This window comes from Cohnella sp. AR92 (assembly GCF_003990975.1).
In the GTDB taxonomy this organism is placed as follows: domain Bacteria; phylum Bacillota; class Bacilli; order Paenibacillales; family Paenibacillaceae; genus Cohnella.
Map to the genome: position 1 here is coordinate 84,410 of NZ_RZJR01000004.1, position 26,337 is coordinate 110,746.

At 57.7% G+C, this 26,337-nt stretch carries 20 protein-coding genes and 1 other annotated feature; of the genes, 18 read left to right on the forward strand and 2 right to left on the reverse strand.

All coding sequences use genetic code 11. The features are described from left to right. Window positions 1-103: 103 nt before the first annotated feature. From ELR57_RS07510 to murC, 13 genes are all read left to right on the forward strand, one after another. A complete protein-coding gene (locus ELR57_RS07510) occupies window positions 104-1,546 on the forward strand; it encodes an ABC transporter substrate-binding protein (RefSeq protein ID WP_158629957.1) in 1,443 nt (480 codons plus the stop codon). Window positions 1,547-1,775: 229 nt separating this feature from the next. After that, the gene (gene speD, locus ELR57_RS07515) at window positions 1,776-2,174 is read left to right on the forward strand and encodes an adenosylmethionine decarboxylase (protein WP_126958412.1); all 399 of its coding nucleotides are present in this window, start codon (window positions 1,776-1,778) and stop codon (window positions 2,172-2,174) included. A 246-nt stretch (window positions 2,175-2,420) separates the two neighbouring features. After that, window positions 2,421-3,830 carry a glutamyl-tRNA reductase gene (gene hemA, locus ELR57_RS07520; protein WP_126958647.1) on the forward strand — a complete coding sequence of 470 codons (1,410 nt, stop codon included), beginning with the start codon at window positions 2,421-2,423 and terminating at the stop codon, window positions 3,828-3,830. A gap of 45 nt (window positions 3,831-3,875) precedes the next feature. Continuing rightward, window positions 3,876-4,697, forward strand: a complete 822-nt coding sequence (gene ccsA, locus ELR57_RS07525; RefSeq protein ID WP_158629958.1) for a cytochrome c biogenesis protein CcsA — start codon at window positions 3,876-3,878, stop codon at window positions 4,695-4,697. Window positions 4,698-4,715: 18 nt separating this feature from the next. Then, entirely contained in the window at window positions 4,716-5,372 is a 657-nt protein-coding gene (locus tag ELR57_RS07530) for a precorrin-2 dehydrogenase/sirohydrochlorin ferrochelatase family protein (protein ID WP_126958414.1), read from the forward strand. Between the two features lie 33 nt (window positions 5,373-5,405). Beyond that, on the forward strand, window positions 5,406-6,344 hold the full coding sequence (hemC, locus tag ELR57_RS07535; protein ID WP_126958415.1) for a hydroxymethylbilane synthase: 939 nt from the start codon (window positions 5,406-5,408) through the stop codon (window positions 6,342-6,344). Window positions 6,345-6,347: 3 nt separating this feature from the next. Further along, window positions 6,348-7,892 (forward strand): uroporphyrinogen-III C-methyltransferase, encoded by a 1,545-nt coding sequence (cobA, locus tag ELR57_RS07540; RefSeq protein ID WP_126958416.1) that lies wholly within the window; start codon window positions 6,348-6,350, stop codon window positions 7,890-7,892. A 214-nt stretch (window positions 7,893-8,106) separates the two neighbouring features. Beyond that, window positions 8,107-9,093: a porphobilinogen synthase gene (gene hemB / locus ELR57_RS07545; RefSeq protein ID WP_126958417.1), complete on the forward strand. Its 987-nt coding sequence runs from the start codon at window positions 8,107-8,109 to the stop codon at window positions 9,091-9,093. Window positions 9,094-9,222: 129 nt separating this feature from the next. After that, a complete protein-coding gene (gene hemL / locus ELR57_RS07550) occupies window positions 9,223-10,524 on the forward strand; it encodes a glutamate-1-semialdehyde 2,1-aminomutase (protein ID WP_126958418.1) in 1,302 nt (433 codons plus the stop codon). Between the two features lie 166 nt (window positions 10,525-10,690). Then, complete coding sequence (locus tag ELR57_RS07555; RefSeq protein ID WP_126958419.1) at window positions 10,691-12,085, forward strand: LysM peptidoglycan-binding domain-containing protein; 1,395 nt, start codon at window positions 10,691-10,693, stop codon at window positions 12,083-12,085. A gap of 237 nt (window positions 12,086-12,322) precedes the next feature. Then, window positions 12,323-12,567 (forward strand) — a binding site (T-box leader). A 47-nt stretch (window positions 12,568-12,614) separates the two neighbouring features. Then, the gene (locus ELR57_RS07560) at window positions 12,615-15,281 is read left to right on the forward strand and encodes a valine--tRNA ligase (RefSeq protein WP_126958420.1); all 2,667 of its coding nucleotides are present in this window, start codon (window positions 12,615-12,617) and stop codon (window positions 15,279-15,281) included. Window positions 15,282-15,296: 15 nt separating this feature from the next. Next, window positions 15,297-16,673: a bifunctional folylpolyglutamate synthase/dihydrofolate synthase gene (locus ELR57_RS07565; protein ID WP_126958421.1), complete on the forward strand. Its 1,377-nt coding sequence runs from the start codon at window positions 15,297-15,299 to the stop codon at window positions 16,671-16,673. A 7-nt stretch (window positions 16,674-16,680) separates the two neighbouring features. After that, the gene (gene murC, locus ELR57_RS07570; protein WP_192896544.1) at window positions 16,681-18,069 is read left to right on the forward strand and encodes a UDP-N-acetylmuramate--L-alanine ligase; all 1,389 of its coding nucleotides are present in this window, start codon (window positions 16,681-16,683) and stop codon (window positions 18,067-18,069) included. 112 nt (window positions 18,070-18,181) lie between these two features. Here murC and ELR57_RS07575 read toward each other — a convergent pair whose 3' ends face one another. Together ELR57_RS07575 and ELR57_RS07580 are read right to left on the reverse strand one after the other, a co-directional pair. After that, on the reverse strand, window positions 18,182-18,811 hold the full coding sequence (locus ELR57_RS07575) for a DUF2812 domain-containing protein (RefSeq protein WP_126958423.1): 630 nt from the start codon (window positions 18,809-18,811) through the stop codon (window positions 18,182-18,184). Between the two features lie 21 nt (window positions 18,812-18,832). Further along, window positions 18,833-19,144, reverse strand: a complete 312-nt coding sequence (locus ELR57_RS07580; protein ID WP_126958424.1) for a PadR family transcriptional regulator — start codon at window positions 19,142-19,144, stop codon at window positions 18,833-18,835. 217 nt (window positions 19,145-19,361) lie between these two features. Here ELR57_RS07580 and ELR57_RS07585 point away from each other — a divergent pair, with 217 nt between their 5' ends. The 5 genes from ELR57_RS07585 (at window position 19,362) to ELR57_RS07605 (ending at window position 26,332) form a co-directional block, all read left to right on the forward strand. Then, complete coding sequence (locus tag ELR57_RS07585; protein WP_126958425.1) at window positions 19,362-20,930, forward strand: SPOR domain-containing protein; 1,569 nt, start codon at window positions 19,362-19,364, stop codon at window positions 20,928-20,930. Window positions 20,931-21,325: 395 nt separating this feature from the next. Further along, window positions 21,326-22,498 (forward strand): ROK family transcriptional regulator, encoded by a 1,173-nt coding sequence (locus ELR57_RS07590; protein ID WP_126958426.1) that lies wholly within the window; start codon window positions 21,326-21,328, stop codon window positions 22,496-22,498. Between the two features lie 18 nt (window positions 22,499-22,516). Next, the gene (locus ELR57_RS07595) at window positions 22,517-23,524 is read left to right on the forward strand and encodes an asparaginase (RefSeq protein ID WP_126958427.1); all 1,008 of its coding nucleotides are present in this window, start codon (window positions 22,517-22,519) and stop codon (window positions 23,522-23,524) included. A gap of 140 nt (window positions 23,525-23,664) precedes the next feature. Next, a complete protein-coding gene (locus ELR57_RS07600; protein WP_126958428.1) occupies window positions 23,665-25,323 on the forward strand; it encodes a peptide ABC transporter substrate-binding protein in 1,659 nt (552 codons plus the stop codon). A gap of 73 nt (window positions 25,324-25,396) precedes the next feature. After that, on the forward strand, window positions 25,397-26,332 hold the full coding sequence (locus ELR57_RS07605; protein ID WP_126958429.1) for an ABC transporter permease: 936 nt from the start codon (window positions 25,397-25,399) through the stop codon (window positions 26,330-26,332). Window positions 26,333-26,337: the final 5 nt, after the last annotated feature.

The window sequence follows — 26,337 nt, forward strand, 5'->3', positions numbered from 1 at the left end:
GGCATTTTTGCATGCAGCCCGACAACTTTAACCAATATTTAGAAACTTCTCCGAATTCCGCGTCGTATATCCCTTGGATCAAAGCATGAATTGGGGGATAAATATGAGGAAATTTTGGGGTCTGGCAATCATTCTGGCTTTATTCGCAAGCCTTCTGACCGCCTGCAGCGGCGGAGGAGGAGAGGGAGAGCTCAAGAAGCTGGGCAAGGACGAGAAGGCTACGATCAAAGTCATGTTCTGGGACGAGAACTACTTTTTCCAGCAATACGGCAGTCTCTTCATCAGCAAGTTCCCGAATATCGACGTGGAAGTAGTGAATCTGCAGACCTTGTACAGCCAAGGAATGACCGACGAATCGTTCGCGAAGTTCGTGAAGGACAACAAACCCGATGTTCTTATGCTAACGACGGATCAGTATGAGAAGTTCGCGGCGGACGGCAAGCTGTACGATCTTGGGCCCGTCATCGAGCAGGACAAATACAAGACGGACACCATCCATCCGGCCGTCTTGAGTCTGCTGAGGGGGAAAGCGAACGGCAAGCTGCTCGGACTGGCGCCGTCCTTCAATAGCCAAGCTCTCTTCTATAATGTCGATCTGTTCGACAAATACAAGATTGCGCATCCGACCGACTCCATGAGCTGGAGCGAAGTGCTGAACTTGGCGAAGCAATTCCCGACCGACGGCGACAAGGATAACCGAATCTATGGCTTCAGCACGAATAACAGCAGCTATTTCACGCCTTTTGACATGCTATATGCCATATCCGGAACGGAGAACCTCCGAATTCTGAGTCCGGACGGCTCGCAGGCGACGCTTGCCAGCGACTCCTGGAAGCGCGTCTACGAGACGGTCGTGGACGCGGTGAAATCCAAAGCCGTCTTTATTCCGGACGGACAAGGCAACCAAGGCGGACAGACGATGGAGGATTACCTCATGCAGGATCTGTTCGTGGCGGGCAAATCGGCCATGGAAGTGAATTACCCGTACATCGTCGACAATATCAAGCAAGCCCAGAGTTATATTCACAAAGACAAGCCTTTGAACTGGGGAATCGTCACGGTTCCCGTCGATCCGAACAACCGCGGCCAGAGCAGCAGCTTCAGCCTCAACAATATCTTCTCCGTAAGCGCGGATTCGCCAAATCCGCGGGCAGCTTGGGAGTTCGTCCAGTACGTAAGCGGAGAAGACTTCGCGCGAGTCAAAGCGAGATCGAACGGTTCCGGAGAATTATTGACCCGTACCTCCTTCATTAAAGAGCAGGATGGAAGAAGCCTTGAGCCATTCTATAAGCTGGAACCGCGCACGGATACTTCCAACGGGCTCGAGAAAGCCCCGGCTGCCTTTTACGGTTCGTTGACGCAGATCGTGAATGAAGAGCTAGGCGCGGTCATTGACGATAAGAAGTCGATCGACGAGGCAGCCGGCCAAATTCAGGAGCGGGCGCAAGACGCGTTGACGACCGCCAAGGAGCAGGAGAAGGCGGCCAAAGCCACGGCTCCGGCTTCGACCGAAGAGGCCTCGGCAAGTCCGGCCGCGGCGAACTGACAGCGCTGGAAAAGCCTATGAAACAGGCGGGGAATTGCCCCAAAATAACTGTTGCAATTAGGGCGGATAGGTGTTATTTTTATTGTCGTTGACAACACAATATAGGAACCAGGATTCACTCAGGAACGGATTGCGATGAGATGCAAATTCCCTCGAGAAGTGAATGACGTAGGTCCTAGCGGATGAAATCGGTAGCCTAATTTTATTCCTAGGAAGGGGGAACCGGAAGGTGGAATACTCTACTTTCGGACGACACGTTGCGGTTGACACATGGGGAGTCGAATTCGACGTTCTGAACAATGCGGAGGTTCTGCAGTCTCACATGATCGAAGCTGCGGAGAACTGCGGCGCAACCGTACTCTCGGTTCAGGCCAAGCAATTCGAGCCGCAAGGCGCGACGGTACTTGTTCTGTTGTCGGAGAGCCATCTCTCCATTCACACGTATCCTGAAAGAGGTTTTGCCGCGATCGATTGCTATACTTGCGGCGAGACGGTCGATCCCCAGCTTGCCATCGACTACTTGGTTAGCGTGCTCAAGCCAACGAGCGTATATGCCAAGAAGCTGGTTCGCGGATTAGGCGAGCTCCAGGTTGAAGATCCAGGGATGAAGCAGGTTGAACTGGTCTGATCGACGGATGGAATCAAACGAATCAATACCAAGCCATAGGGACTCCTATGGCTTTTTATATTGTCCTGCGCAGCCCGCAACCGGAATAGGATTTGCCTAACTCGACAACAATAGGTAAAATACGGGGGCGACTGTTCGCAAACTTTTCATAAAACCTTCATGACGCGAGCGGCAACTGTGCTATAATTAATAAAGTGAAATTGCTGCTGCGCCAGCTACTTCTTGCGGAAAGGCAGGTGAATGTCTGTGCATTTGATCGTGGTCGGCTTGAACTACCGGACGGCGCCCGTGGAAGTGCGGGAGAAGTTCGCGTTATCGGAGCAGGACCTTCCTCAAGCGCTGACGGCACTTAGACGCACGATGGGCATTCTCGAAGGAGTCATCGTGGCTACCTGCAACCGCACGGAGATTTATGCTGTCGTCGACAGACATACTTTGTGCGGACATTTTATTCGTTCCTTTATGGAGCACTGGTTCAACGTACCGCGGATGGAATTCAATCCGTATTTGTTCATGTACGAGGACGATCAAGCGATCGACCATCTTTTCAAGGTCGCTTGCGGCCTCGATTCCATGGTGATCGGAGAGACGCAGATTCTCGGACAAGTCCGGGATGCGTTCTTGTTCGCCCAACAGCAGGGCGCTACGGGCACTCTGTTCAACAAGCTGTTCAAGCAGGCGATCACGGTGGCCAAGCGTGCCCATAGCGAGACTTCGATCGGCGAGAGCGCCGTCTCCGTCAGCTATGCGGCGATTGAGCTCGGCAAGCGGATCTTCGGACGCTTCGACAATAAGAAGGTCATGATTCTCGGCGCGGGCAAGATGAGCGAGCTGACGGCCCGTCATCTGAGCTCCAACGGAGCGAAGGAAGTATGGGTGGTTAACCGCACGTATTCCAGAGCGGTCGAATTGGCGGATAAGTTCGAAGGCGTGGCCGTTCCCCTGGAAGAAGCGATGGAGAGGCTGTACGAAGCCGACATCGTCATCAGCAGCACCGGCGCGAATCGCTATGTTCTCGACAAGGACATTCTTGAGAAAGCGATGCAGAAGCGGAAGCGGAAGCCGATGTTCCTGATCGACATCGCCGTTCCCCGCGACATCGACCCGGCCTGCGCCGACTTGCCTAACGTATACCTCTACGATATCGACGATCTGGAGGGAATCGTGGAGATGAATATCTCCAAGCGCAAGCAGGAAGCGGAGCTGATCGAAGCCATGATCGGCGAAGAACACGAAGCTTACCGTCAATGGTACGCTACGCTCGGCGTGGCGCCGCTCATCCGCGGCTTGCAGGAGAAGACGGCGTCCGTGCACGACCGGACGATGGAGAGTCTGCTGCGCAAGCTGCCGGAGCTCGACGAGCACCAGATCAAGGTCATCAGCAAGCTGACCAAGAGCATGTTGAATCAAGTCATTCACGATCCGATTCTGAAGGTCAAGGAGATGTCGGCGGAGAAGCGCGGCGAGACGGTGATGGATACCTTCACCGAGCTGTTCGGCCTCGAGGAGGACGTGCAGCGCCTTCGCGCGGAGATGAACGCGCAGGACAAAGCCCGCATGGCCGGCCAAGCTTCGGGCAAAGAAGCCAAATCCGGCGACAAGACGACTGCCGGCGCGGCATCCTTGCTCTCCCAGTTAGCCGGAGCGCTTCGCTAATGAAGCGTCAGACATCCCGTGATGGGACGCGGGAGGAGCTCTCGAATGCTGACGAACGATTGGTTAACCGATGCCGTATTGTATATGTACGCCCTGAGCCTGCTGTTCTTCGTCTCCGATGTCGCCTACGGCAATCGGAGACGAAGGCGGATAGGAACAGGGCTGCTTGTTTTCGCGTGGATCCTTCAGACCTTCTTCCTGCTTGACCTTCTGTTATCGCATCTAAACGATCCGGACGTCACGTTCCAGGAATATTTCTTTTTCGTCTCCTGGATTCTCTTATCGGTCTCTTTCGTTATCGATCTGTTCGTCCGAGCCCAGATTCTCGTCCTGCTTGTCAATGTCGTCGGCTTCGCCGCCTTCGTCGTCAACCTGCTGGGAAGGCCGCAGAAAGGCGTTACGCTGGCGACGGGAGAGGTGGCCCACCGGCTGCTGATCGTTCATGTGTCCATGATAACGATCGCTTTCGTCATGCTGACGATCTCCGCGTTGCTGGCCGGAATGCACCTGTTCTTGAACGAGCGGCTTAAACGGAAGAAATTCGGTACGGTATTGATGAAAATGCCGAGTCTGGAAACGATCGACCGCTACTCCTTCCATTCGAGCATCGTCGGCGTCCCGCTGCTGCTGATCGCCTTGTCGACCGGCACGGCCGCCTTCTTGCTGGAAGAGAGATATTACCGCGTTCTCGATCTAAGGGTGCTCTTAGCGTTCGCAGCGGCCGTCATGTATATTCTATATCTCGTTCGCAAAGGGACGAATCGCAATGCCGGCACGAAGGGAGCCCGTTGGAATCTGTACGGCTACCTGCTGCTAGTCATCAGCTTCTTCGCAAGCTCGCTGTCCGAATTCCACAATTGGCTTTAGGAAGAAGGAGATGAGGGTATGGCATCCGGTTATCCTGTCCTGCTGAATCTAGCGAATCGCTTGTGCGTCGTGGCGGGGGGCGGCTCTGTAGCCGAGCGCAAGGCCGCAGGCCTGTTAGAGGCGGAAGCGGATATTCATGTCGTTGCCCCCAGGCACTCGGCAAGACTGAAGGAATGGGGAGCGGCCGGTCGAATCCGATTGTCGGAACGATCGATCGAACCGGGCGATCTGGAGGGGGCGGCGCTGCTGTTCGCGGCGACGGACAAGCCGGATATCAACCGCTGGATCGCCGAGGAAGCTAGGGCAAGAGGGATTCCGGTGAACGTGGCGGATCTCGGGGACGGCGGAGATTTCTCCGTTCCGGCTCTCGTGCGGAGAGGAAGACTCGTCTTCGCGGTGAGCGCCTCGGGAGCCGGCCCTGCCTTCGCTTCGCGTCTAGCGTCGGAATTGTCCGACAGTTATGGCGAGGAGTACGAGAATCTCGCGGAGATCCTTTATAAGCTTCGCCGGGAAGTGCTGGTCTCCATCCGCGAGCCGGAGGAGCGCCGCCGGCTGCTTCATGCCTCCGTCTCCGACAAGGCACTGGAGCTGTGGCGGGGAAGCGCCGCCGAAGCGACCGGAGAAGAGCTGCTGAATCGATTGAGGCAGTTGGAAGGCTTGGAAGGAATGCTGTAAAATCTTACTCATCAGCCAGATCAGGAGGACGCCATGCGCACCATTATCGTAGGAAGCCGCCAGAGCGCGCTAGCCTTGACCCAGACGGGACAGACGATTGACCGAATGAAAGAAGCCTGCGCGGCCGCAGGCCTGGATTATACGTTCGAAGTGAAGCCTATCGTCACGCGCGGAGACCGCATTCTGGACGTGACGTTGTCCAAAGTCGGCGGCAAAGGCTTGTTCGTCAAGGAGATCGAACAAGCGCTGCTCGACGGGGAAATCGACTGCGCCATCCATAGCATGAAGGACATGCCTTTCGATCTGCCGGAAGGACTGACGATAGGAGCGGTGCCCGTGCGGGAGGATCCGCGCGATTGCTTGGTCAGCTTAAGCTCTCGTTCGCTGAAGGACCTTCCTCAGGGCGCCAAAGTCGGAACGAGCAGCCTGCGACGCGGAGCGCAGCTCAAAGCCAGCCGGCCCGATCTGCAGATCGAGTCGCTGCGGGGCAATATCGATACCCGGCTGAAGAAGCTCGAGACCGAGGGCTTCGACGCGATTCTGCTGGCTGCGGCCGGCTTGCGCCGAATGGGCTGGGGGGACCGAATCACGGCTTATATCGAGCCGGAGGAATGCCTGCCCGCCGTCGGCCAAGGGGCGCTAGCCATCGAATGCCGGGAGAACGACGCCGAAGTAATGGCCATGCTAGCCCTGCTTAATGATCCGAAGACGGAGCGCGCCGTAAGGGCGGAGCGCCGATTCCTGGGCCTGCTTAACGGCGGCTGCCAGGTGCCGATCGGCGCTTACGCCGAAGCGGAATCCGGGGAAGAAGGCGCGACGGTCAAGCTGACGGCAATGGTCGCCGAACCGAACGGCCGGACCGTTCTGAAGGCGGTAGCGTCCGGAACCGATCCGCTTAAGGTGGGAGAGACGGCGGCCAAGGAGCTGCTCGCGCAAGGAGCGGACCGAATTCTGGACGAAGCGAGGGAATAGCCGATGCCGATGGGCAAAGTATATCTGGTAGGCGCGGGTCCCGGCGACCCGAAGCTGATCACGCTGCGGGGCCTCGAGGCTCTGCAGCGCGCGGATGCCGTGGTCTACGACCGATTGGCGGGTCCTCAGCTTCTCAGCCGGATTCCGGATCACGTGGAGAGAATCTATGTCGGCAAGCGCCCCGACCGCCACACGATGAAGCAGGAAGAGATCAATCAACTGCTTGTCGATCTTGCCTTGCAGGGCAAGACCGTCTGCCGCTTGAAGGGGGGGGACCCCACCGTCTTCGGGCGAGTAGGCGAGGAGGCGGGCCTGCTGAAGCAGAACGGGATCTCCTATGAGATCGTTCCCGGCATCACCTCGGCGATTGCCGTTCCGGCCTATGCCGGCATTCCCGTCACGCATCGCGAGCTCGCTTCCTCCTTCTCCGTGGTAACGGGCCACGAGAGCCCGGATAAGCTGGATCGTACCATTCATTGGGACAAGGTCACGAATGCGACGGGAACGCTGCTCTTCCTGATGGGAGTAGCGAAGATCGGCTACATCAGCGAGCAGTTGATCAAGCACGGCCGTTCTCCGAAGACCCCGGTCGCTCTCGTGCGGTGGGGAACGCGGGCCGAGCAGGCTACTTTGGTCGGCACGCTTGAGGATATCGAGCAGAAGGTACGGGAGGCGGACTTCCAGCCGCCTGCGGTTATAGTCGTCGGCGATGTCGTCAAGCAGCGCGAAGAACTGCAGTGGATCGAGAAGAAGCCGCTCTTCGGCCGGAGAATTCTCGTTACCCGTTCCCGCTCGCAGGCAAGCGAGCTGGCGGATCGCATCGACGAGCTCGGAGGAGAGCCATACGAGTTCCCGGTGATCGAGACGCGGCTTCCGGAAGGACCGGAGGCCGTAGCGGCGATCGAGTCCGCTTTGCAAGAAGCGGATTCGTACGATTGGGTCGTGCTGACCAGCGTCAATGGCGTCGAATTCTTCTTCCGCTGGTTGGAGACGACGGGGACCGATATTCGGCGCTTCCATCGAGCCGAGTTCGCGGCGGTCGGACCGAAGACGGCGGAAGCTCTCAAGAAAAGAGGTATCTCGGCTACCGCCCTTCCGGAGAAATTCTTGGCGGAAGGCTTGCTCGAATCGTTGGCCCAGCGCGTTCAAGCGGGCCAGAAGGCTCTGCTGCCTCGCGGAGATCTCGCCCGGGACGTGCTTCCTCGGGAACTGAATGCCCTTGGGCTAGAGACGGTATCGCTGGACGTCTATGAGACGGTTCCGGCTGGCCGGCACGACGAGTTCCTGCTGGAGCTGCTTCAAGACGGCGGGATTCATGCGGTCACTTTCACCAGCTCCTCAACGGTAACCAACCTCATGGAGGCGCTGCGCCGGATGGGGGCGGAGTCTCCCGCCGAGCTGCTTGCCGGAGCGGCTGTGGCCTGCATCGGGCCGATTACGGCAAAGACGGCGGAAGAGCACGGCCTTCGCGTGACGGCAGTCGCGGAGGAGTCGACGATCGAAGGACTAATCCAAAGTCTGATCGAAGCGACGAATGAACGCCGATAGCAGTTGGTCTAATCCCATATTGATTCTCGGAGTACGGAAACTAGTTGGATATAGGGTATCGGGAAGAAAAAGAATCGTACAAGGAACGAACCGGCGCTCGGCCTAGCTGAAACCCGACAAAATCGGGTTAGGGAGCCCGAGCATGAGCTAGGTCCAGCTGTAACCCGACAACATCGGGTTAGAGAGCCGGAACAAAATCAAGGAGATGAGTTTTATGGGATTCCCCATTAATCGCCATCGCAGGCTCCGCCGCACGGCTGCTCTTCGCAGCCTGGTGAGGGAGAATTATTTGCACGTCAACGATCTGATCGCGCCGATCTTCGTTATTTACGGCGAAGGAGTCAAGAACGAGATTCCGTCCATGCCGGGCGTCTATCAATGGTCGATCGACCGTCTGGAAGAAGAGGTTCGCGAGCTGGTCGACGCCGGCATCCAAGCGGTGCTGCTGTTCGGGATTCCCGAGCACAAGGACAGCGCGGGAACGGGCGCTTACGGGGAAGACGGAATCGTACAGCAGGCGACGAGGAGAATCAAGGAGATCGCTCCTGAACTGCTCGTCGTGGCGGATACTTGCCTGTGCGAGTTTACCGATCACGGACATTGCGGCGTCGTCCATCATACCAAGGCGGCGGCGGTTATCGATAACGACGAGTCGCTGGAGCTGCTCGTCCGCACGGCGGTCTCGCAAGCGGAGGCGGGCGCCGACATCATCGCGCCTTCCAATATGATGGACGGCTTCGTCGCCGCGATTCGCGCCGGACTGGATGCGGCGGGCTTCGAGGATATCCCGATCATGTCTTATGCGGTCAAGTACTCGTCCGCTTATTACGGACCGTTCCGCGAGGCCGCGCAATCGGCGCCTCAGTTCGGAGATCGCAAGACGTACCAGATGGATCCGGCGAATTCCCGCGAAGCGCTTCGCGAGGCTGAGTCCGACGTGGAAGAAGGCGCCGACATGCTGATGGTGAAGCCGGGGCTGGCATATCTGGACATCCTCCGGCTGCTCAAGGACCGATTCGATCTGCCGGTCGCCGTCTACAACGTAAGCGCGGAGTACTCGATGGTCAAAGCCGCCGCCATGCAGGGATGGATCGACGAACGCGCCATCGTTCTCGAGACGCTGACGGGCATGAAGCGCGCGGGAGCGGACGTGATCATTACCTATCACGCCAAGGACGCGGCAAGATGGCTGCGAGGCTAAGTAATATAAAGAATTCGATCGGCGAAGTACGGCGAAGAAATCGAAGAACCGATGAACCGAAACCGATAAACCGATGGCCTCAACCTCCTCGCGGAGTTTTCCAATACTGATAGCAGGGAAGTGTCGATAATGACAGATACTCGTCGAATTCGTTCCGATTCGCGTTCCAAAGAAGCTTTCGAGCGCGCCAAGCGCTTCATTCCCGGCGGAGTCAACAGCCCGGTTCGGGCCTTCAAGTCCGTCGGGCTCACTCCGCTTGTCATCGAACGCGGCGAAGGCAGCCGTATTTACGATATCGATGGGCAAAGCTATATCGATTACGTGCTGTCTTGGGGACCGCTTATTATCGGACACGCGCATCCGGAAGTCGTCGAGGCTCTGCAGCAGGCGGCCGCGAAGGGAACCAGCTTCGGGGCGCCTACCGAGCTCGAGACCAAGATGGCCGAGCTCGTATGCGAGCGCATGCCGTCCGTCGAGATCGTGCGCATGGTCAACTCCGGAACGGAGGCGACGATGAGCGCCCTGCGTCTGGCTCGCGGCTATACGGGCCGAAGCAAGATCCTGAAGTTCGAAGGCTCCTATCACGGCCATGCGGACAGCCTGTTGATCAAAGCCGGCTCCGGCGTGGCGACGCTCGGCCTTCCGGACAGCCCGGGGGTGCCGGAGAGCATCGCGACCCACACGATCGCGGTTCCTTACAACGACATCGAGTCGGCTAAGCTTGCTTTCGAGAAGTTCGGAGAAGAGATCGCGGCGGTCATCGTGGAGCCGGTCGCCGGCAACATGGGCGTCGTTCCTCCGCTGCCCGGCTTCTTGCAAGGCTTGCGCGACTTGACGACGAAGTACGGAGCGCTCTTGATCTTCGACGAAGTCATGACCGGCTTCCGCGTCGGCTATAACAGCGCTCAAGGCCTCTACGGCATCACCCCGGACCTTACCTGCATGGGCAAGGTCATCGGCGGGGGTCTGCCGGTTGGCGCCTACGGCGGACGCCGCGACATCATGGAGAAGATCGCGCCGGTCGGACCGATCTACCAAGCCGGAACGCTGTCGGGCAATCCGCTAGCGATGACGGCCGGATACACGACCTTGAGCAAGATGACGCCGGAAGCCTATCAAATGCTGGAACGCTTGGCGGTCCGGCTGCAAGCCGGCCTGGAGAAAGCGGCGGCCGAGTTCGGCGTTCCGCTGACCGTCAACCGAGTCGGGTCGATGGTATGCCCGTTCTTCACCGACAAGCAGGTTATCAACTTCGAGATCGCCCGCACGTCCAACACGGAACGGTTCAAGACCGTATTCGCCCGATTGCTGGATGAAGGGATCAACATTCCTCCTTCCCAGTTCGAGGGCTGGTTCCTGTCCACGTCGCATACGGAAGCGGATATCGACGCCTCGGTCGCCGCTTTCCGCACGGCCCTGTCCAAGTTCTGACAACGAGGCGCTCTTGCTATAGCTCCTGATGCCGTCCCTTCCCGGGACAGGCTCGGGAGCTGTTCTATTTCTATAGGCATGCCCGAGTTAGGACGGCATATAGATAAGTAGTAAGCTGTGCCACCCCTGAATTGGCAGAGATATCTCCCCGAAAGGAGGACTAGGCTTGACTGAGTCGTACAATGGGCTTCGCTTCGATATTTTCGAGAGAGTTCACCTCCCCGATGATGTCGCGGCCATCGAAGAATTGGAAGAGATTGAATTGGTTCCGCATATGCAGGCATTGACGGTAGATGACCAGATTCTCTTGCGCGGGCATCTGCTGCTGACAGGCTCCTATCGCTCCGAGGAAGAGCGTTCCGAAACCAGGCAGCTGGAGCATTGGATTCCCGTCGAGATCTCCCTGCCGCTCGGACGCGTAGAGAGATTGGAAGACCTGGCCGTGGAGATAGACAACTTCGACGTCGATCTGTTGTCTACTCGTTCGCTCAATGTAACGGGAGTCCTGGGGTTAAGAGGGCTGCAGGTGTCGGTTCCGCAAGCGCCGGTCTGGCAGGAGGACAGCTTCACGGTCGTCCATCAAGCGCCGCCGGAAGCAACGCAAGCCGAAGAGCAAGCTTCGGAGGACGACAGGAACGGGGCGGGGGGAAGCGGGTATCCCGGTTATCCTTCTCCCGATTACTCCTGGTACGAGTCTTATTCGCAGAGAGAGCAGAACCCTGCGCATGCTCCTCCGGCGGAGTACGCCGCGCCGCCCGTTTATCTGCCGCAGATCGAGGAGCCAGAACCGGAGCCGTACCCGTTCCCTCCGAATGCATTCGGATATGGACAATCCGCTCCTTATTCCTATCGGCCTCCGGAGCCGTCTCCCGCCCCGGCAGAACCGGCTTACGGCGCAAGTTATTCGCCGCAGCCTTGGGGCGATCTGTCGCAGGAGCGCGTGGAGCCGAAGGCGCAAGAGGATTCTTCCATTCCGGGAATCTCCTCGGTTCCGTCAGCGCCGTCCGTACCCGCCGTGCCCGGCATATCGGCGGCGCCTGAGGTACCCGCCGAGCCTGAAGCGCCTGCTGTTCCGGGAGCGTCCGCGGAATCGTACGTTCATGCGGAACCGGCGCCCGCGCAGCCGCCCGCGGAAGAGAAGCCGGAGCTCAAGGTCGGCTTGAACGCCAAGTCTTCCGCTTCGGCGGCTTCCTCTCCCCTCGGCGTCGGAATTCTGTCTCAGCTTGGCGAGAAGGGAGCGCGGCGGGAAGCCGAGCTAAGGATCGCCGAGGAGGCGAATCAGGCCGATCAGGCCGCCTTGGCCGCGCAAACGAACGCATCGCTGCAAGCGAACTCGTCTTCCGCCGATTCCTCCGGCGACGAGGTGGAGTGGACCCGGCTTTTCCTGGCGAAGAGCGGGGCCGTCAACACCTTCCGCAAGTTCAAGCTTTGCATCGTTCAGCGCGAGGATACGTTGGACGCCATCGCAACGCGCTACAATGTGCAGGTTCGAGAGCTCCAGCTGCATAACCGCCTGCTCGATCCTCACGTAACGGAAGGCCAGATTCTCTACATTCCATAAGAGCCATGCCGCGAATGGGCCGCCGGTTATCCGGCGGTCCTGTTCTCGTTGCCGCTCCGCCTACGCCGCCGCCTTAAACCCAGTGTTTTCTCAACTTTTCCGTCTTCTCTCCCGACACCATTTTCCGCTAGAACGACATTGACCTCGAACCTGTACGATTTAGGCGATAATCGGATTCCTCTTGTTGGAAAATGGGCCATATTGACTGTGACCCCGCAGAAAAGGTATCATAGGGGAATAAAGACGTGGAAAGGGAATAGTATGCAGTTCGCCCCTACAGAGAGCGGAATCGGTGCCTTAGGCATCGCTGTAAGGTTCCGCAGGCAGGCCGCTGCTGAAGTCGCCCTGGAGTCTCCCGTTTGAAGCTTGCCGTAGAACGGGGCGGTGGCAGCCGTTAACATGCGTTCAAGCGCCGATCAGCCGGACAAGAAGGGCGATCGGAATGAAGGTGGTACCACGGAAGCGAGCCTTTCGTCCTTTGTGACGGGAGGTTTTTGTATTTTTTGTCCCTATGGAGGTATGGTTCTCAATGAGCGAATCCCAAGAACGGAATTCGGCCTCGATGCCGACGACCTACGACCCGACGAATGCCGAGCGCAAATGGTATGACGCTTGGACGAAGGGCGGATATTTTCAAGCCGGCCGCCGGCCGGACGCACCTAAATACACGATCGTAATCCCGCCTCCTAACGTGACCGGGATGCTTCACATTGGCCATGCGCTCGACTTCACGCTGCAGGACATCCTCATCCGCTTCAAGCGGATGCAAGGGTTCGACGCGCTGTGGCTGCCGGGTACCGACCACGCCGGCATCGCCACGCAGACGAAGGTAGAGCAGAAGCTCCGCGAGGAAGGCAAATCCCGCTACGACTTGGGACGAGAGGCGTTCCTGGACAAGGTATGGGAATGGAAAGACCAATACGCGAACACCATCCGCAGCCAATGGTCGAAGATGGGCCTGAGCCTGGACTACTCCCGCGAGCGCTTCACGCTGGACGAGGGGCTGTCCCGCGCGGTTCGCGAAGTATTCGTCCGCCTGTACGAGAAGGGACTTATCTATCGCGGCAAGCGGATCATCAATTGGGATCCGGCGGCCCGCACGGCCCTGTCGGATATCGAGGTCGAATACAAGGAAGTAAACGGCCATCTCTACCACCTCCAGTATCCTCTGGCGGACGGAAGCGGCCATCTGACGGTAGCCACGACCCGTCCGGAGACGATGCTCGGGGATACCGCGGTCGCCGTCCATCCGGAAGACGAGCGCTACAAGCACCTGATCGGCAAGATGCTGAAGCTTCCGATCGTGAATCGCGAGATTCCGATTATCGGCGACGAATACGTCGAGAAGGAATTCGGCAGCGGTGCCGTCAAGATTACGCCGGCGCACGATCCGAACGACTTCGAGGTCGGCTCGCGCCATGACCTGCCGCAGATCATCGTCATGGACGAGAGCGGCAAGATGAACGAGAACGCGGGCCCGTACCAAGGAATGGATCGCGCGGACTGCCGCAAGCAGATCGTGAAGGACCTGCAGGAGCAAGGCGTCTGCATCAAGATCGAGGACCACGTTCACCAGGTCGGCCACAGCGAGCGCTCTGGCGCGGTCGTCGAGCCGTATCTGTCCACGCAATGGTTCGTGGCGATGAAGCCGCTGGCCGAGAAGGCGATCGGCTCGCAGAAGTCCGGCCAAGGCGTAAACTTCGTTCCGGACCGCTTCGAGAAGATCTATCTGCATTGGATCGAGAACGTGCGCGATTGGTGTATCTCCCGCCAGCTGTGGTGGGGCCATCGCATTCCGGCTTGGTACCATGAGGAGACCGGAGAGATTCACGTCGGCATCGACGCGCCGCAAGGGGCGGACGAACCGGGCTCGCCTTGGAGACAGGACGACGATGTCCTCGATACGTGGTTCAGCTCGGCGCTGTGGCCGTTCTCGACGCTCGGCTGGCCGGAGAACACGGAAGATTTGAAGCGTTACTATCCGACCGACGTTCTCGTGACCGGATACGATATCATCTACTTCTGGGTTGCCCGGATGATCTTCACCGCGCTCGAATTCACCGAGTCCATCCCGTTCAAGGACGTGCTGATCCACGGTCTCGTTCGCGACGCGGAAGGCCGGAAGATGTCCAAGTCCCTGGGCAACGGCGTCGACCCTCTCGAGGTTATCGAGAAGTACGGCGCGGACGCGATGCGCTACATGATCTCGACGGGCAGCACGCCGGGCCAAGACCTGCGCTTCCGTTGGGAGAAGGTCGAGCAGGCGCGCAACTTCGCCAACAAGATCTGGAACGCTTCCCGCTTCGCGCTGATGAATCTCGAAGGCTTCGGCGTGGAAGACATCGATCTCAAGGGCTCCTTATCTACCGCGGACCGCTGGATCCTGCATCGGTTCAACGAGACGACGCGGGATATCACCCGCCTGATGGAGAGCTACGAGTTCGGGGAGACCGGACGCCTGCTGTACAACTTCATCTGGGACGATCTGTGCGACTGGTACATCGAATTCGCCAAGCTGACGCTGTACGGAACGGACGAAGCTTCGAAGAAAAGCACTCAATCCGTGCTGGCCTACGTGCTCGATCGGACGCTCCGCTTGCTGCATCCGTTCATGCCGTACCTGTCCGAGGAAATCTGGCAGCATTTGCCGCATGAGCCGGGCGAGACGATTACGCTGGCATCCTGGCCGCAATACAACGAAGCCTTCGAAGCGCCGGAAGCCGTGGGCGAGATGAGCTTGCTCATGGACGCTATTCGCGCCGTGCGCAACGTGCGAGCCGAAGTGAACGTGACGCCGGGCAAGAAGATCGAGCTTCACATCAAGCCGACGAACGAGTCGTCCAGCGGCATTCTCAAGCGGAACGAAGAGTACGTGCGCCGCTTCTGCAACACGTCCTCGCTGCTCCTCGAAGAGACGCTGACGCCGCCGGACAAGGCGATGTCGGCGATGATCACCGGAGCGGAGCTGTATCTGCCGCTTGCCGGCCTGATCGACATCGGCCAAGAGATCGCCCGCCTCGAGAAGGAGCTGGCGAACTTGAACGCCGAGGTGGACCGCGTGGAGAAGAAGCTGTCGAACGAAGGCTATATCGCGAAGGCTCCCGCCCACGTCGTTGAGCAGGAGCGGGCCAAAGGCGAGGATTATCGGGATAAGCGGGACAAGGTGCTCGCCCGGATCGCAGAGCTTCGCGGCTAATGGAGGCGCAGCATCATGAATGATCAACAACAAGGGGAATTCAAGACGGCGCAGCAAGCGGTGGAATGGATTACCGGATTGATGCCGACGGTCGGCATCCGTCCGGGCCTGGAGCGCATGGAGCTTCTGATGGAGAAGCTGAACAATCCTCACCGGAGGCTGAAGTTCATCCATGTCGCGGGCACGAACGGCAAGGGCTCCGTCTGCTCCTACCTGGATAGAGTGTTAAGAAGCAACGGCTATGATGTGGGGATGTTCACATCCCCCTACATAACCTCTTTCTCCAATCGGTTCCAATACAACGGAGAGGACATTCCGGACGACGCGATTCTCAAGCTGGTCAACCGGCTGAAGCCGCTGGCGGAAGAGATCGCCCGGACGGAATGGGGCCCTCCGACGATGTTCGAGATCACGACGGCGCTCGCGATTCTCTACTACGCGACGGTGTCCTTCCCGGACTACGTCGTCTGGGAGACCGGGCTCGGCGGAAGATTGGACGTGACGAACGTCGTGACGCCTCTCATCAGCGTCATCACGAACATCGGCCACGATCATATGGACATTCTGGGCTCCACGATCGAAGAGATCGCCGGCGAGAAGGCGGGGATCATCAAGTCGGGGGTTCCCGTCGTCTCCGCCGCGACTCAGCCGGAAGCGGTCGAAGTCATTCGCCGGACGGCGGCGTCGAAGAACGCATCCTTGTATTTGCTTGGCGAGCAGTTCTTCTACGAGAGGCTGTTCGCTTCCGAGAGCGGGCAGTCGTTCTCCTTCGAGGGCACCTTCCGCAAGTACGACTCGCTGGATATCTCGCTGGCAGGCGCGCATCAAGTAACGAATGCCGCCGTGGCGGTCATGACGCTTGACGTCCTTCGCCAATATTACGCGACGATGGTCGACGAAGAGACCTTGTCGGAAGCGTTGAAGCAAACGGTTTGGCCAGGACGCTTGGAGCTGGTATCGAGTTCCCCGCGCATTCTCGTGGACGGGGCTCATAATCCGGAAGGAATGGAAGCCCTGGCGAATGCCCTGGAGGATGTCTATTCGTACGATTCGCTCAATGTCATGCTGGCGATGATGCCGAATAAGAATCACGAGCAAACACTTAAGCATATATTACCAATGGTGAATTCGTTGATCGTTACCGAGCCGGATTTCCATAGAAAAATGAGTGCCGCGGATTTGGCCGAGTTGACGAAGAGGCTGCAAAGCGAGCTGGGCGGCCCCCGGAATATCGTCGTAGAACCGGACTGGCGGCAGGCATTGGATCTCCTTGGCAAGATGGCCGAGCAAGAAGGCGAACGCACTCTGTCGGTCGTGACGGGTACCTTGTACCTCATCGCCGATGTCCGTTCGTGGCTGCTCCATCAATCGAAATCAGAAAAAGGCTGGTGAAACGTCGTTGCGAACGGAACAGCGCGTACATTTTATCGGCATTGGCGGCTACGGCATGAGCGCGATTGCCCGAGTCATGCTGGAGATGGGTTATGAAGTAACGGGATCGGACGTCGCGCGTCAGGAGCTTACGGAGAAGCTGGCGGCGAAGGGCGCCCGAATCTCGATCGGCCATGAGGCGAAGAACGTTCACGGGGCGAATCTGGTCGTCTATTCGACCGCATTGCCAAGAGACAACGTCGAGAGGAAGGAAGCGGAACAGCTTAACATTCCGACGCTGCATCGGGCGCAGATGCTGGCCCGTCTACTGAACGACCGCAAGGGCGTTGCGGTGGCGGGGGCGCACGGCAAGACGACGACCTCCTCGATGATCGCTCTCGTCATGGAGCTCGGCAAGATCGACCCGACTTTTATTATCGGAGGCGAGATCGTCAACGTCGGCACGAACGCCAAAGCGGGCAACGGCGAATACGTTGTCGCGGAAGCGGACGAGAGCGACGGCTCCTTCCTGCAATACAGCCCGGCGATCGCCGTGGTGACGAATATCGAGCCGGATCACTTGGAGAATTATGAGGGAGACTTCGGCAAGCTGAAGGAAGCGTACGTCAAGTTCTTGAACAACGTGCGCCAAGGCGGCAGCGCCGTCGTCTGCCTGGATGACGAGAACGTCAAAGAGATTCTGCCGCAAGCCTCGTCCACGCGGGCGATTACCTATGCGATCGACAACGAGCAAGCGGATTATCGCGCGACGGACATCGTGCTGGGCGACCGGTGCGCTTCGTTCCAGGTCGCTAAGAACGGACAAACGCTCGGCGTCATCGAGCTTTCCGTTCCGGGAAGACACAATGTCTACAATGCCTTGGCGACGGTCGTCGTCTGCCTGGAGGCGGGGCTTTCGTTCGAGCAGATCGCCGAAGCCATCGTCGAGTTCCGGGGAGCGAAGAGACGCTTCCACGTGCTCGGCGAAGTGAAGGACATGCTCATCATCGACGATTATGCCCATCACCCCACGGAGATCGAAGCGACGATCCTCGCGGCCAAAGCGACGGGCAAACGGATTATCGCGGTCTTCCAGCCTCAGCGCTACACGAGAACGTTCTTCCTGCTGGACGCGTTCAGCAGGGCGTTCAAGGAAGCGGACGAGGTAATTATCACCGATATCTATTCTCCGGCCGGGGAGCAGAGGATCGAAGGCGTGACGTCGCAGCGGCTCGTGGAGCTGATTGCGGCGAACAGCAATCCGAACGTCGCGTACGTGCCGACGAAGGAAGAGGTCAAGGCGCTGCTTGCTTCCCGCATCGCGCCGGGAGATTTGGTTCTCACGATGGGCGCGGGCGACATCTGGAAGGTCGCGGACAGCCTGGCGAGAGAGCTTCGGGAGCAAGAGGAAGCTTAACGTGGACTAGCGATTCGCCGAAAGGGCGAATAAGAAAGAGAGAGGCGGCCTTGTCAAAGGCACGCCTCTCTTTGCCGTTTCAAGCCCTATCGCTAGGGGCCCATGGGGGTTGTTAGCGGATGATCTTGTTTTCTTGGGTGAGCTTGAATTGTTTATGGGCCTTATACGCGAAGATCAGGTACAGCGCGAACGTGAGCGGCGGTATGGCCCACAAGCAGCCTCTGAGGATGGCGAAGGGCGTTTCGAATAGAAATGCCCTCCAGAAAGCGGCTCCTTCCATGTCCCATAACCCAGGCGTGTAATAGATGGATTTCGGATCCAGCAATACGCCGGGATCGATCGCTTTGGAAACGAGGAGCGCCGTGAGAATGGGGATGAAGGTAAGGGCCATCGTCTCCCACATATCCGCCAACCGCTTATATCTGCCCGCTTTGGAATCGATATCGGAGAAAATGTCGTCGCTTCCCCGCGGGTCGGCTTTCCTGAAATATTGATAGCCCGAGCTTTTGGACCCCGAGAGATGCGTCCAACCGCTGTCCTCGAATAAGAAGAGGTACTCTTCGAAATCCTCTTTCTTCTTAAAGGTGCGGTAATCCACTTTAATAATGGCGTTATCCGGCGCGTCGGCCGCGAATTCATAGCAGAACGACCTTTTTGCAACGAATCGGTAACCTTGCTTCGCCATGTCGTTTAACCATTTCTCTTCCTTGTCGAAGTTCGTGAAGTGCTTGTATTTTTTCATGCGCTGCTCCTCCATTCCGATTTAAATTCGATCTCCCGTCACGGCAATCATGTGCCGCATCCGTTCCATGTCGAGTCTCAGAATAGCCAGCCCTTGGTCGGTAATGGCATATACTTTGCGCCTGTTGTTCTCGTCCGTCGACACGGGCTGAATGAACTTCAGCTTCATCAGGTTCTCGATCGCGCCATACAGGGTTCCCGCAGCCATACGGACCTGTCCGTTGCTGAGCTCCTCCACCTTCTGAATAATGAGATAGCCGTGAGCCGGCTCGGTCAAGGCCAACAGGATGTAATAGACGGTCTCCGTCAACGGCAGGTGCTTATCTCTTCCCATGCAAACCCTCCTGCAACAATTCGTTATAACGCGCGACTTTATATCGTATGACTATATAGTTAGACTATATACAGTTTGACTTTATAATGCAACCATAAAATTCTAATGATCCCAATTGATGAATCCGGCCCGCAGGCGCTCGTCCATTTCTCTCACATAATCCCGGGGTCTCCTTCATAGGATTTAATAGATTAGGGACAAGGGGAGAGGCCGACTCATGCAGCCGAATAAAGCGCGAATGACCTTTCGATTCGATAACAAGACGCCGGCGTCCGCCGTGCCTAACGTTCTAGCGCAAGAAGATCCGAAACAAGAAGATACGAAGCCGACTATTACGCCGGAACCGGAAGATAGAACGGAATCCGCAGCTGCCAGGGCATTCGCGGAACAAGGGACGATTCAAACGCCGATGCAGGCGCAGCCGTCTGCCCCGCTCTCGCGGAACAAGGCGAAGTCCGACTATCAAGCATGGAACAGCCCTTATCAGGACGATATTCTCGCGCTTGAAGAGATGATTCGTACGACAGAACGGGAGCCGGCTTCAACGTTAAACCGTGAGCCGGCGGAGAAGCGTAAGCCTGATCTTGGTCAAGAACGAATAGATGAACGCAAATATGAGTTTAGGCATGAGTTCGAACTAGAGCAACCGGAGAAAAAGGCAGCAAAGGAGTACGGGAAGAAGCGCGATACGAACTCCAAACGCGGGGAGACGATTCCTTTTCCGGGCTATCGAGTTCAAGATTCTCGGCCTGCGGAACCAAGGGAATTCCCTCGCGGCCCGCTGCAGCCTGCTTCGGAAACTCCGTTCCAGCCGAACCGATATGAGAATCCGGAAGAGGAATGGGCGGGAGTGAACGGCTTGCGCGGGGGAGGGCATACGTACCGGGAGGATGGGCCTTCCTGGATGAGGGTGTTCCTGACGGTGTTCGGGGCCATCGCGACGGGGGGGCTGTTCGGCTATCTGCTCCTGACGCTGTTCACGGGCGAACCGCTGCTCCCGGATAAAGGTTCTCCGCTGCCCTCCACGGACGTGCCGGCGATGGCGGCATCCCAGAGCTCCGCGGGCAACGCCTCGGGTTCGGCCGCCGCCAAGCCGAACGGCTCGAAGCAAGGGACTGCCGTTCAAGCCCAAGGGCAGGGGGGAACGAAGGCGAATTCGCAATCTCAGAGCGCGGTCATTCCGAGCGTTGCCTTATATGTGCTTCAGCATGGAGTGTTCCGCACGGAAGACAGCATGTTGGAAGCGGCCAAGAAATTGAGAGAGCAGGGCATCGCGGCAGCGACGGACACGAAGGACGGATACCGGGTCTATGTCGGCCTGTCGCCGACCAAGGCGGAGGCGGATGGGCTGGTCTCGAAGCTTGCCGGCACGGAAGTGTACGTGAAAGCCCTGGAGAGCGGCAGCATTCAGATTGCGGGAGTGAAAGAAGTCGAAGACTATGCAGGCTTCCTGCGCGAGAGCGCCGATCTTGCCGGCAAGGTGGCCGGGTTCGCGTCGCAGGCGCTACTTGGCGAGTCTCCTTCCGAAAGCAACGCCATTCTCTCTATCCGGACGGCGCATCAGCAGTGGCTGGAGAAGACGAAGCCTGCCTCCTCATGGACCGGAACCGCGAAGACATCCGCTCAGAAGGAGATCGAGCAGTTGAATGCGGCCGTGAACGCGCTGAATTCCTATGCCGATAAGCCGGATGAAGCGCTTCTGTGGAAGGCTCAGGAGGCGGTCATGAACGCCGTCTTCGCGGATCGGGAATTAAGATCCTACATCGAGCTTCAAGCAGGAGGATGACGGAAAGCAAAGAATATAGGGCAAGTTCCCCGCAAAGCTGTTCCTTCGGTCTGTCCAAAGACCGGGAACGGCTTTGTTGTTCTTTCGCGGATTAAGCAGCGATGAGGGATTCGTCAGACATTCAAGATAATGTCAGGGATGTAACGGGCATGTTAGCTATTTCCGATCCATCATCCAAAAATAGCTTACATGGCGTTTACATATGCGCATTTTGCCGATTGACGAGCGCGATTTCGGCTGATAGTATCTAATTAATAACATTGTGTTAATAATTGATGGCGTTATCGAGGGTCCAAACGACCCTCAAGGGAGTATTTGTTGCTTATTATTTGTTATTTAAGTCAATAATCGTCTTCAAATAATAACACGATGTTATTAATGTGAAGGAGTGCCTTATGTCGGATTCCAAGCATACGGTCAAGCAAGATCAAGATGTGATCAAGCAGCATAATAAGCAATTGGTGCTGGATGTCATCCGCACCAGGCGGCCGATCTCCCGTTCGGAGATCTCGAAGATCACCGAGATGAGCGCAACCTCCGTCGGACGCATCGTCGGCGAACTGGCGGAAGAAGGACTGGTGAGGGAGACCTCGCTTACCTCTACGGGCGTGGGGCGCAAGGCGGTCATGCTCGACATCGAGCCCGGCGGACGGTACACGATCGGCATCGACATCCAGAAGAAGCGGATCGTAATCGGGCTAATGGATTTCTCGGAGCAGCTGATTACGGCGAAGGAGCTGAAGCACACTTCGCTCGAATCGAGTTCCGAAGAGACCATCGTTTTGATGGCGGGCACCGTGCTCGGCCTTCTGGAGGAACGCAAGATCCCGGCTTCGAAGGTCGCCGGCATCGGGATCGGAACGCCGGGGGTTATCGACTACGAAGGCGGAGTCGTGCAATTCTCTTCGACGTTAGGATGGCGCGAAGTCCCGTTGGCAGGCAAGATCGAGGAGTCGACGGGAATCCGCACGGTCATCGACAACGACCTTAAGGTGAAGATCCTCGGAGAGTACCTGTTCGGAGCGGCGAAGGGCTCGGACAAGACGGTTCTGATCAACGTCGGCACCGGTATCGGCTCCTCGCTTATCATCAACGGCGATATTTTCCGAGGCGGATCGAACAGCGCGGGCGAGCTCGGGCACATGACGATCAACCCGCACGGCAATCTGTGCGAGTGCGGCAAGCGCGGCTGCCTGCAAACGTATATCGACGAATCGGCGCTTCTTACCGAAGCGCGCAAGGTCAGAGGGATAGGAGAGATCGGCGAGCTGTTCGCGGCCGTTCGGGCGAATGAGCCTTGGGCGGTCGAGATCATCGATCGGGCGGCGCTTCATATCGCGGTTACGATCAACAACATCGTCTGTCTCTATAATCCGGATACCGTTATCCTCAGCGGGGATCTGGTTGAAGAGTTCGGCGAGATTCTCGAATGGCTGGACCGGCATTGCTCGGTCGTCGTCTGGGAGCCTTTCCGTGATTCCTTCCAAGTCATCGCTTCCCAGCTTCATGGAAGATCCATCGTGCTGGGTGCCGGCGCGCTTGCTCTTCATCAGGTCACACACAACTAGAAAGAAGGCTTTGGCAAGATGAACCTACAACCATTGGTTGAGCAGTACCGGGGCAACATCCTCGAGAACGTGCATTTAGGCTTGCTCTGCGGGGTGAACGACAAGAAGGAGCTGATCTCGGAGATCGGCAACGCGCAGCACGTCACCTTCCTTCGTTCGGCGGCCAAGCCGTTCCAGGCCATACCGGTCGTGAAGGCGGGCGTCCCGAAGAAGCTTGGGCTGACCAGCGGCGAAGCGGCGCTGTTCGCGGCTTCCCAGCGCGGCGAAGCTTATCAGATCGAAGCGCTCGAATCGATTCTGAAGAAAGCGGATATCGCGGAAGAGCTGCTGCTCCCGTGCCCGACCGTTCCTCTTAACGACGAACCGCGCGCGGATTTCTACGCGAAAGGATTGCCCAAGCGGCGAATCTATCATAACTGCTCCGGCAAGCATCTCGGCATTATCGCCCTGTGCAAGGAGCTGGGATATCCGGTAGACACCTATTGGAGCCTCGACAATCCCGTCCAACAGAGCATTCTGGATACGCTGTCCTACATGACGGAAGTTCCGCGGGACGAGATCAAGATCGCGGTGGACGGCTGCGGCTTCCCGGTCTTCGGCATTCCGCTTCAAGCCCTGGCGGTCGGTTACCTGAAGCTGGCTTGCCCGGATCTGATCGAGGACGAAGCGACGCGCGAGGCCGTCATCGAACTGACAGGGTACATGAATGCAAGCCCGAACATGATCGCAAGCCATGGATTCATCTGTTCCTCGTTGTTAGAAGATTCAAACATCGTGGCCAAAGGCGGAGCGAAGGGAGTCTATGCCTTCGGTTTGAAGAAAGAGAGAATGGCTTTCGCGCTTAAGGTCATCGATGGGGCCGAGCCGCCGTGGGCGACGATTGTCGCTTCCGTCCTGGAACAGATCGGCTACGACAACCAAGCGACCATCGATCGCATGTACGCCCTGACTCCGAAGGAGATCGTCAATGACAACCAAGCGGTCGTCGGCGAGAATCGCGCCGTGTTCCGACTGTTCGATCGATAAGCTTCACCCTGCCAACGGGTTATACCGACAGGCGATGGCAAGCGCTGGCATTGTTAAGTTTCAAGCCGGACAAGCTAACCGGAAGCTCTCGGTTCAACTATATGTTTTGTCTAGACCATAACAACATGAGGTGAACGATTGTGAAGAAAAAAGGGTCTCTATCACTGCTGGCGCTAATGCTCGTCTTCTCCGTAGTCCTGGCTGCTTGCGGCAACAACAACGATAACGCGGCGAACGGCTCCAGTCCTTCCGCATCCGCTGGCGCCAGCGGCGGCGCCGCACCATCCGGCAAGCCGATTAATCTGTATGTCGAGAACGAAATCAAGAACCTGAGCCAATGGGCGGCGTCGGACGATATCTCCTTCACTGTCCTTAACAACGTAAGCGAAGGCCTCTACCGCCTGGACGCGGACAACAACCCGCAGCCGGCTCTGGCGCAAGACGTTGCCATCTCGGATGACAAGCTGACTTATACCTTCAAGCTTCGCGACGGCATTCAATGGAGCAACGGCACGCCGGTTACCGCAGCCGACTTCAAGTATGCTTGGCTGGGCGAGATGAATCCGACCACTTCGACGAACGGCTACTCGTTCATCCTGACCGACTACATCGTCGGCGGCGCCGAGTATGCCGCCGGCACGGGCACGGCGGATCAAGTCGCGATCGAAGCCAAGGACGACAAGACTCTTGTCGTTAAGCTGAAGCAACCGACTCCGTACTTCCTTCGCCTGACTTCCTTGGTTCCTTACTTCCCGCTTAACGAAGCCTTCGTAACGTCGCAAGGCGACCAATACGGCCTGGCTGCGGACAAGCTGATCTATGCGGGCCCTTACGTTCTGAAGTCGTTCGACATCGCGGCAGGCGCGGTTCTCGAGAAGAACCCGACTTACTGGGATAACGCGAACGTCAAGACCGACACGATCAACCTGAAGGTCATCAAGGAGCAAAGCACGGCGCTTAACGCTTACAACGCCGGACAGATCGACCGCGTTACGCTGTCTTCTTCCGATGTCGACGCGAACAAGAGCAACCCGGAATTCGGAACGGGCATCAAGTTCCGCACGACTTACCTGCAATTCAACACGAAGGCGGATGGCCTGAGCAACGTCAACATCCGCAAGGCTCTGTCCCTGGCGTTCGACTCCAACATCCTGGCTTCCACGATCCTGAACAACGGTTCCGCCGGCGCTACCGGCCTGATCCCGGACCTGATGAGCGGCGACGGCGCGAAGACGTTCCGCGAGCTGCAAGGCAACGTCATTCAAGCGAACGTCGAGCAGGCGAAGGAGCTGTGGGCGCAAGGCGTCAAGGAACTCGGTTCCGCGCCTAAGCTGACCCTTCTGATCGCGGACACTTCCGAAGTGAAGGACGTCGCGACGTTCCTGCAAAGCGAATTCAAGAACAACCTCGGCATCGACGTCGCCATCGACACGAAGACGAGCAAGGCTCGCAACGAGCTGATGGACAACAACAACTATCAGATGGCCGTAACGGCTTGGGGCGCGGACTACGACGACGCTATGACGTACATGGATCTCTGGACGAACCACACGCCATACCGCGGCAACTACGACAACTCCCAGTACGACACTCTGATCGCCAACGCGAAGAAAGAAACGGATGACGCGAAGCGTGCCGACATGCTGCTGCAAGCCGAGAAGCTTCTGGTAGAGACGGACGCGGTTGTCGCTCCGATCTACTTCGGCGGCTACTCTTACCTGCAGAAGTCGAGCGTAACGGGCCTGATCTACCACCCTTACGGCAACCCGGTTGAATTCAAGAGCGCTGTCGCACAATAATCCCACCAGATAGTCGGGAAGGAGAGCGGGCAACTTCTCTCCTTCTTTCTTTTCACGCCAAAGAGGTGAAAGAATGAAAAGGTATATCGCCAAACGAGTCGTCTATCTAGTCATTACCCTATTTATTATCACGACAGCAACCTTCTTTCTGATGAAGAACCTGCCGGGCACTCCGTTCGACGAGGAGAAGCTCGCCTTGCTGACGCAAGACCAGCGGGACCAAATCTACGCAAGCTACGGGCTGGACAAGCCGGTGTTCGTTCAGTACGTCAACTATATAGGCAATATCGTCAAAGGGGACCTTGGGACCTCGATTTATTACACCGGGCAAGACGTGAAGGATATCATCGTCGATCGGATCTATCCATCCGCGTTGGTCGGCCTTCAAGCCATCCTGCTGGGAACCGTCATCGGGCTCATCCTAGGCGTGCTCGCGGCCTATCGGCATAACTCCGGCTGGGATTACGCCGCGATGATTATCTCGGTGCTGGGCGTGTCGATTCCGAACTTCGTTCTCGCCGCCTTGCTGCAATACTATATCGGGTTAAAATGGGGAATTCTTCCGGTCGCGTTCTGGGAAAGTTACGATAGCTCCGTGCTGCCTTCCATCGCTCTGTCGGTAGGGGTAATCGCCATAATCGCGCGGTTCGTCCGTACGGAGATGCTTGAGGTGCTGCAACAGGATTACATCGTGACCGCGAAGGCGAAGGGCCTCGGCCAGATGGCGATCCTGTCCCGTCACGCGGTGCGGAACTCGCTGATTCCGGTCATCACGATCCTGGGACCGATCATCGTCAATCTGCTTACCGGCTCGCTCGTTATCGAGAACATCTTCGGCATCCCGGGGATCGGCAGCCTGTTCGTCGACTCGATCAAGACGAACGATTACGCGACGATCATGGGCGTCACCATTTTCTACAGCGCGTTCTATGTCGTCGTCATGCTTCTCGTCGATATTCTGTACAGCTTGGTAGATCCGCGGATTCGTCTCGGATCGGGAAGGGAGTGAGCGGA

What these genes read in the sequence shown, in the direction of transcription:
- ELR57_RS07510 (WP_158629957.1), top strand. Translation starts at nt 104, where the DNA reads ATGAGGAAATTTTGGGGTCTGGCAATCATTCTGGCTTTATTCGCAAGC.
- ccsA (WP_158629958.1), top strand. Translation starts at nt 3,876, where the DNA reads ATGCTGACGAACGATTGGTTAACCGATGCCGTATTGTATATGTACGCC.
- ELR57_RS07530 (WP_126958414.1), top strand. Translation starts at nt 4,716, where the DNA reads ATGGCATCCGGTTATCCTGTCCTGCTGAATCTAGCGAATCGCTTGTGC.
- hemC (WP_126958415.1), top strand. Translation starts at nt 5,406, where the DNA reads ATGCGCACCATTATCGTAGGAAGCCGCCAGAGCGCGCTAGCCTTGACC.
- cobA (WP_126958416.1), top strand. Translation starts at nt 6,348, where the DNA reads ATGCCGATGGGCAAAGTATATCTGGTAGGCGCGGGTCCCGGCGACCCG.
- hemB (WP_126958417.1), top strand. Translation starts at nt 8,107, where the DNA reads ATGGGATTCCCCATTAATCGCCATCGCAGGCTCCGCCGCACGGCTGCT.
- hemL (WP_126958418.1), top strand. Translation starts at nt 9,223, where the DNA reads ATGACAGATACTCGTCGAATTCGTTCCGATTCGCGTTCCAAAGAAGCT.
- ELR57_RS07560 (WP_126958420.1), top strand. Translation starts at nt 12,615, where the DNA reads ATGAGCGAATCCCAAGAACGGAATTCGGCCTCGATGCCGACGACCTAC.
- ELR57_RS07565 (WP_126958421.1), top strand. Translation starts at nt 15,297, where the DNA reads ATGAATGATCAACAACAAGGGGAATTCAAGACGGCGCAGCAAGCGGTG.
- ELR57_RS07575 (WP_126958423.1), bottom strand. Translation starts at nt 18,811, where the DNA reads ATGAAAAAATACAAGCACTTCACGAACTTCGACAAGGAAGAGAAATGG.
- ELR57_RS07580 (WP_126958424.1), bottom strand. Translation starts at nt 19,144, where the DNA reads ATGGGAAGAGATAAGCACCTGCCGTTGACGGAGACCGTCTATTACATC.
- ELR57_RS07585 (WP_126958425.1), top strand. Translation starts at nt 19,362, where the DNA reads ATGCAGCCGAATAAAGCGCGAATGACCTTTCGATTCGATAACAAGACG.
- ELR57_RS07590 (WP_126958426.1), top strand. Translation starts at nt 21,326, where the DNA reads ATGTCGGATTCCAAGCATACGGTCAAGCAAGATCAAGATGTGATCAAG.
- ELR57_RS07595 (WP_126958427.1), top strand. Translation starts at nt 22,517, where the DNA reads ATGAACCTACAACCATTGGTTGAGCAGTACCGGGGCAACATCCTCGAG.
- ELR57_RS07605 (WP_126958429.1), top strand. Translation starts at nt 25,397, where the DNA reads ATGAAAAGGTATATCGCCAAACGAGTCGTCTATCTAGTCATTACCCTA.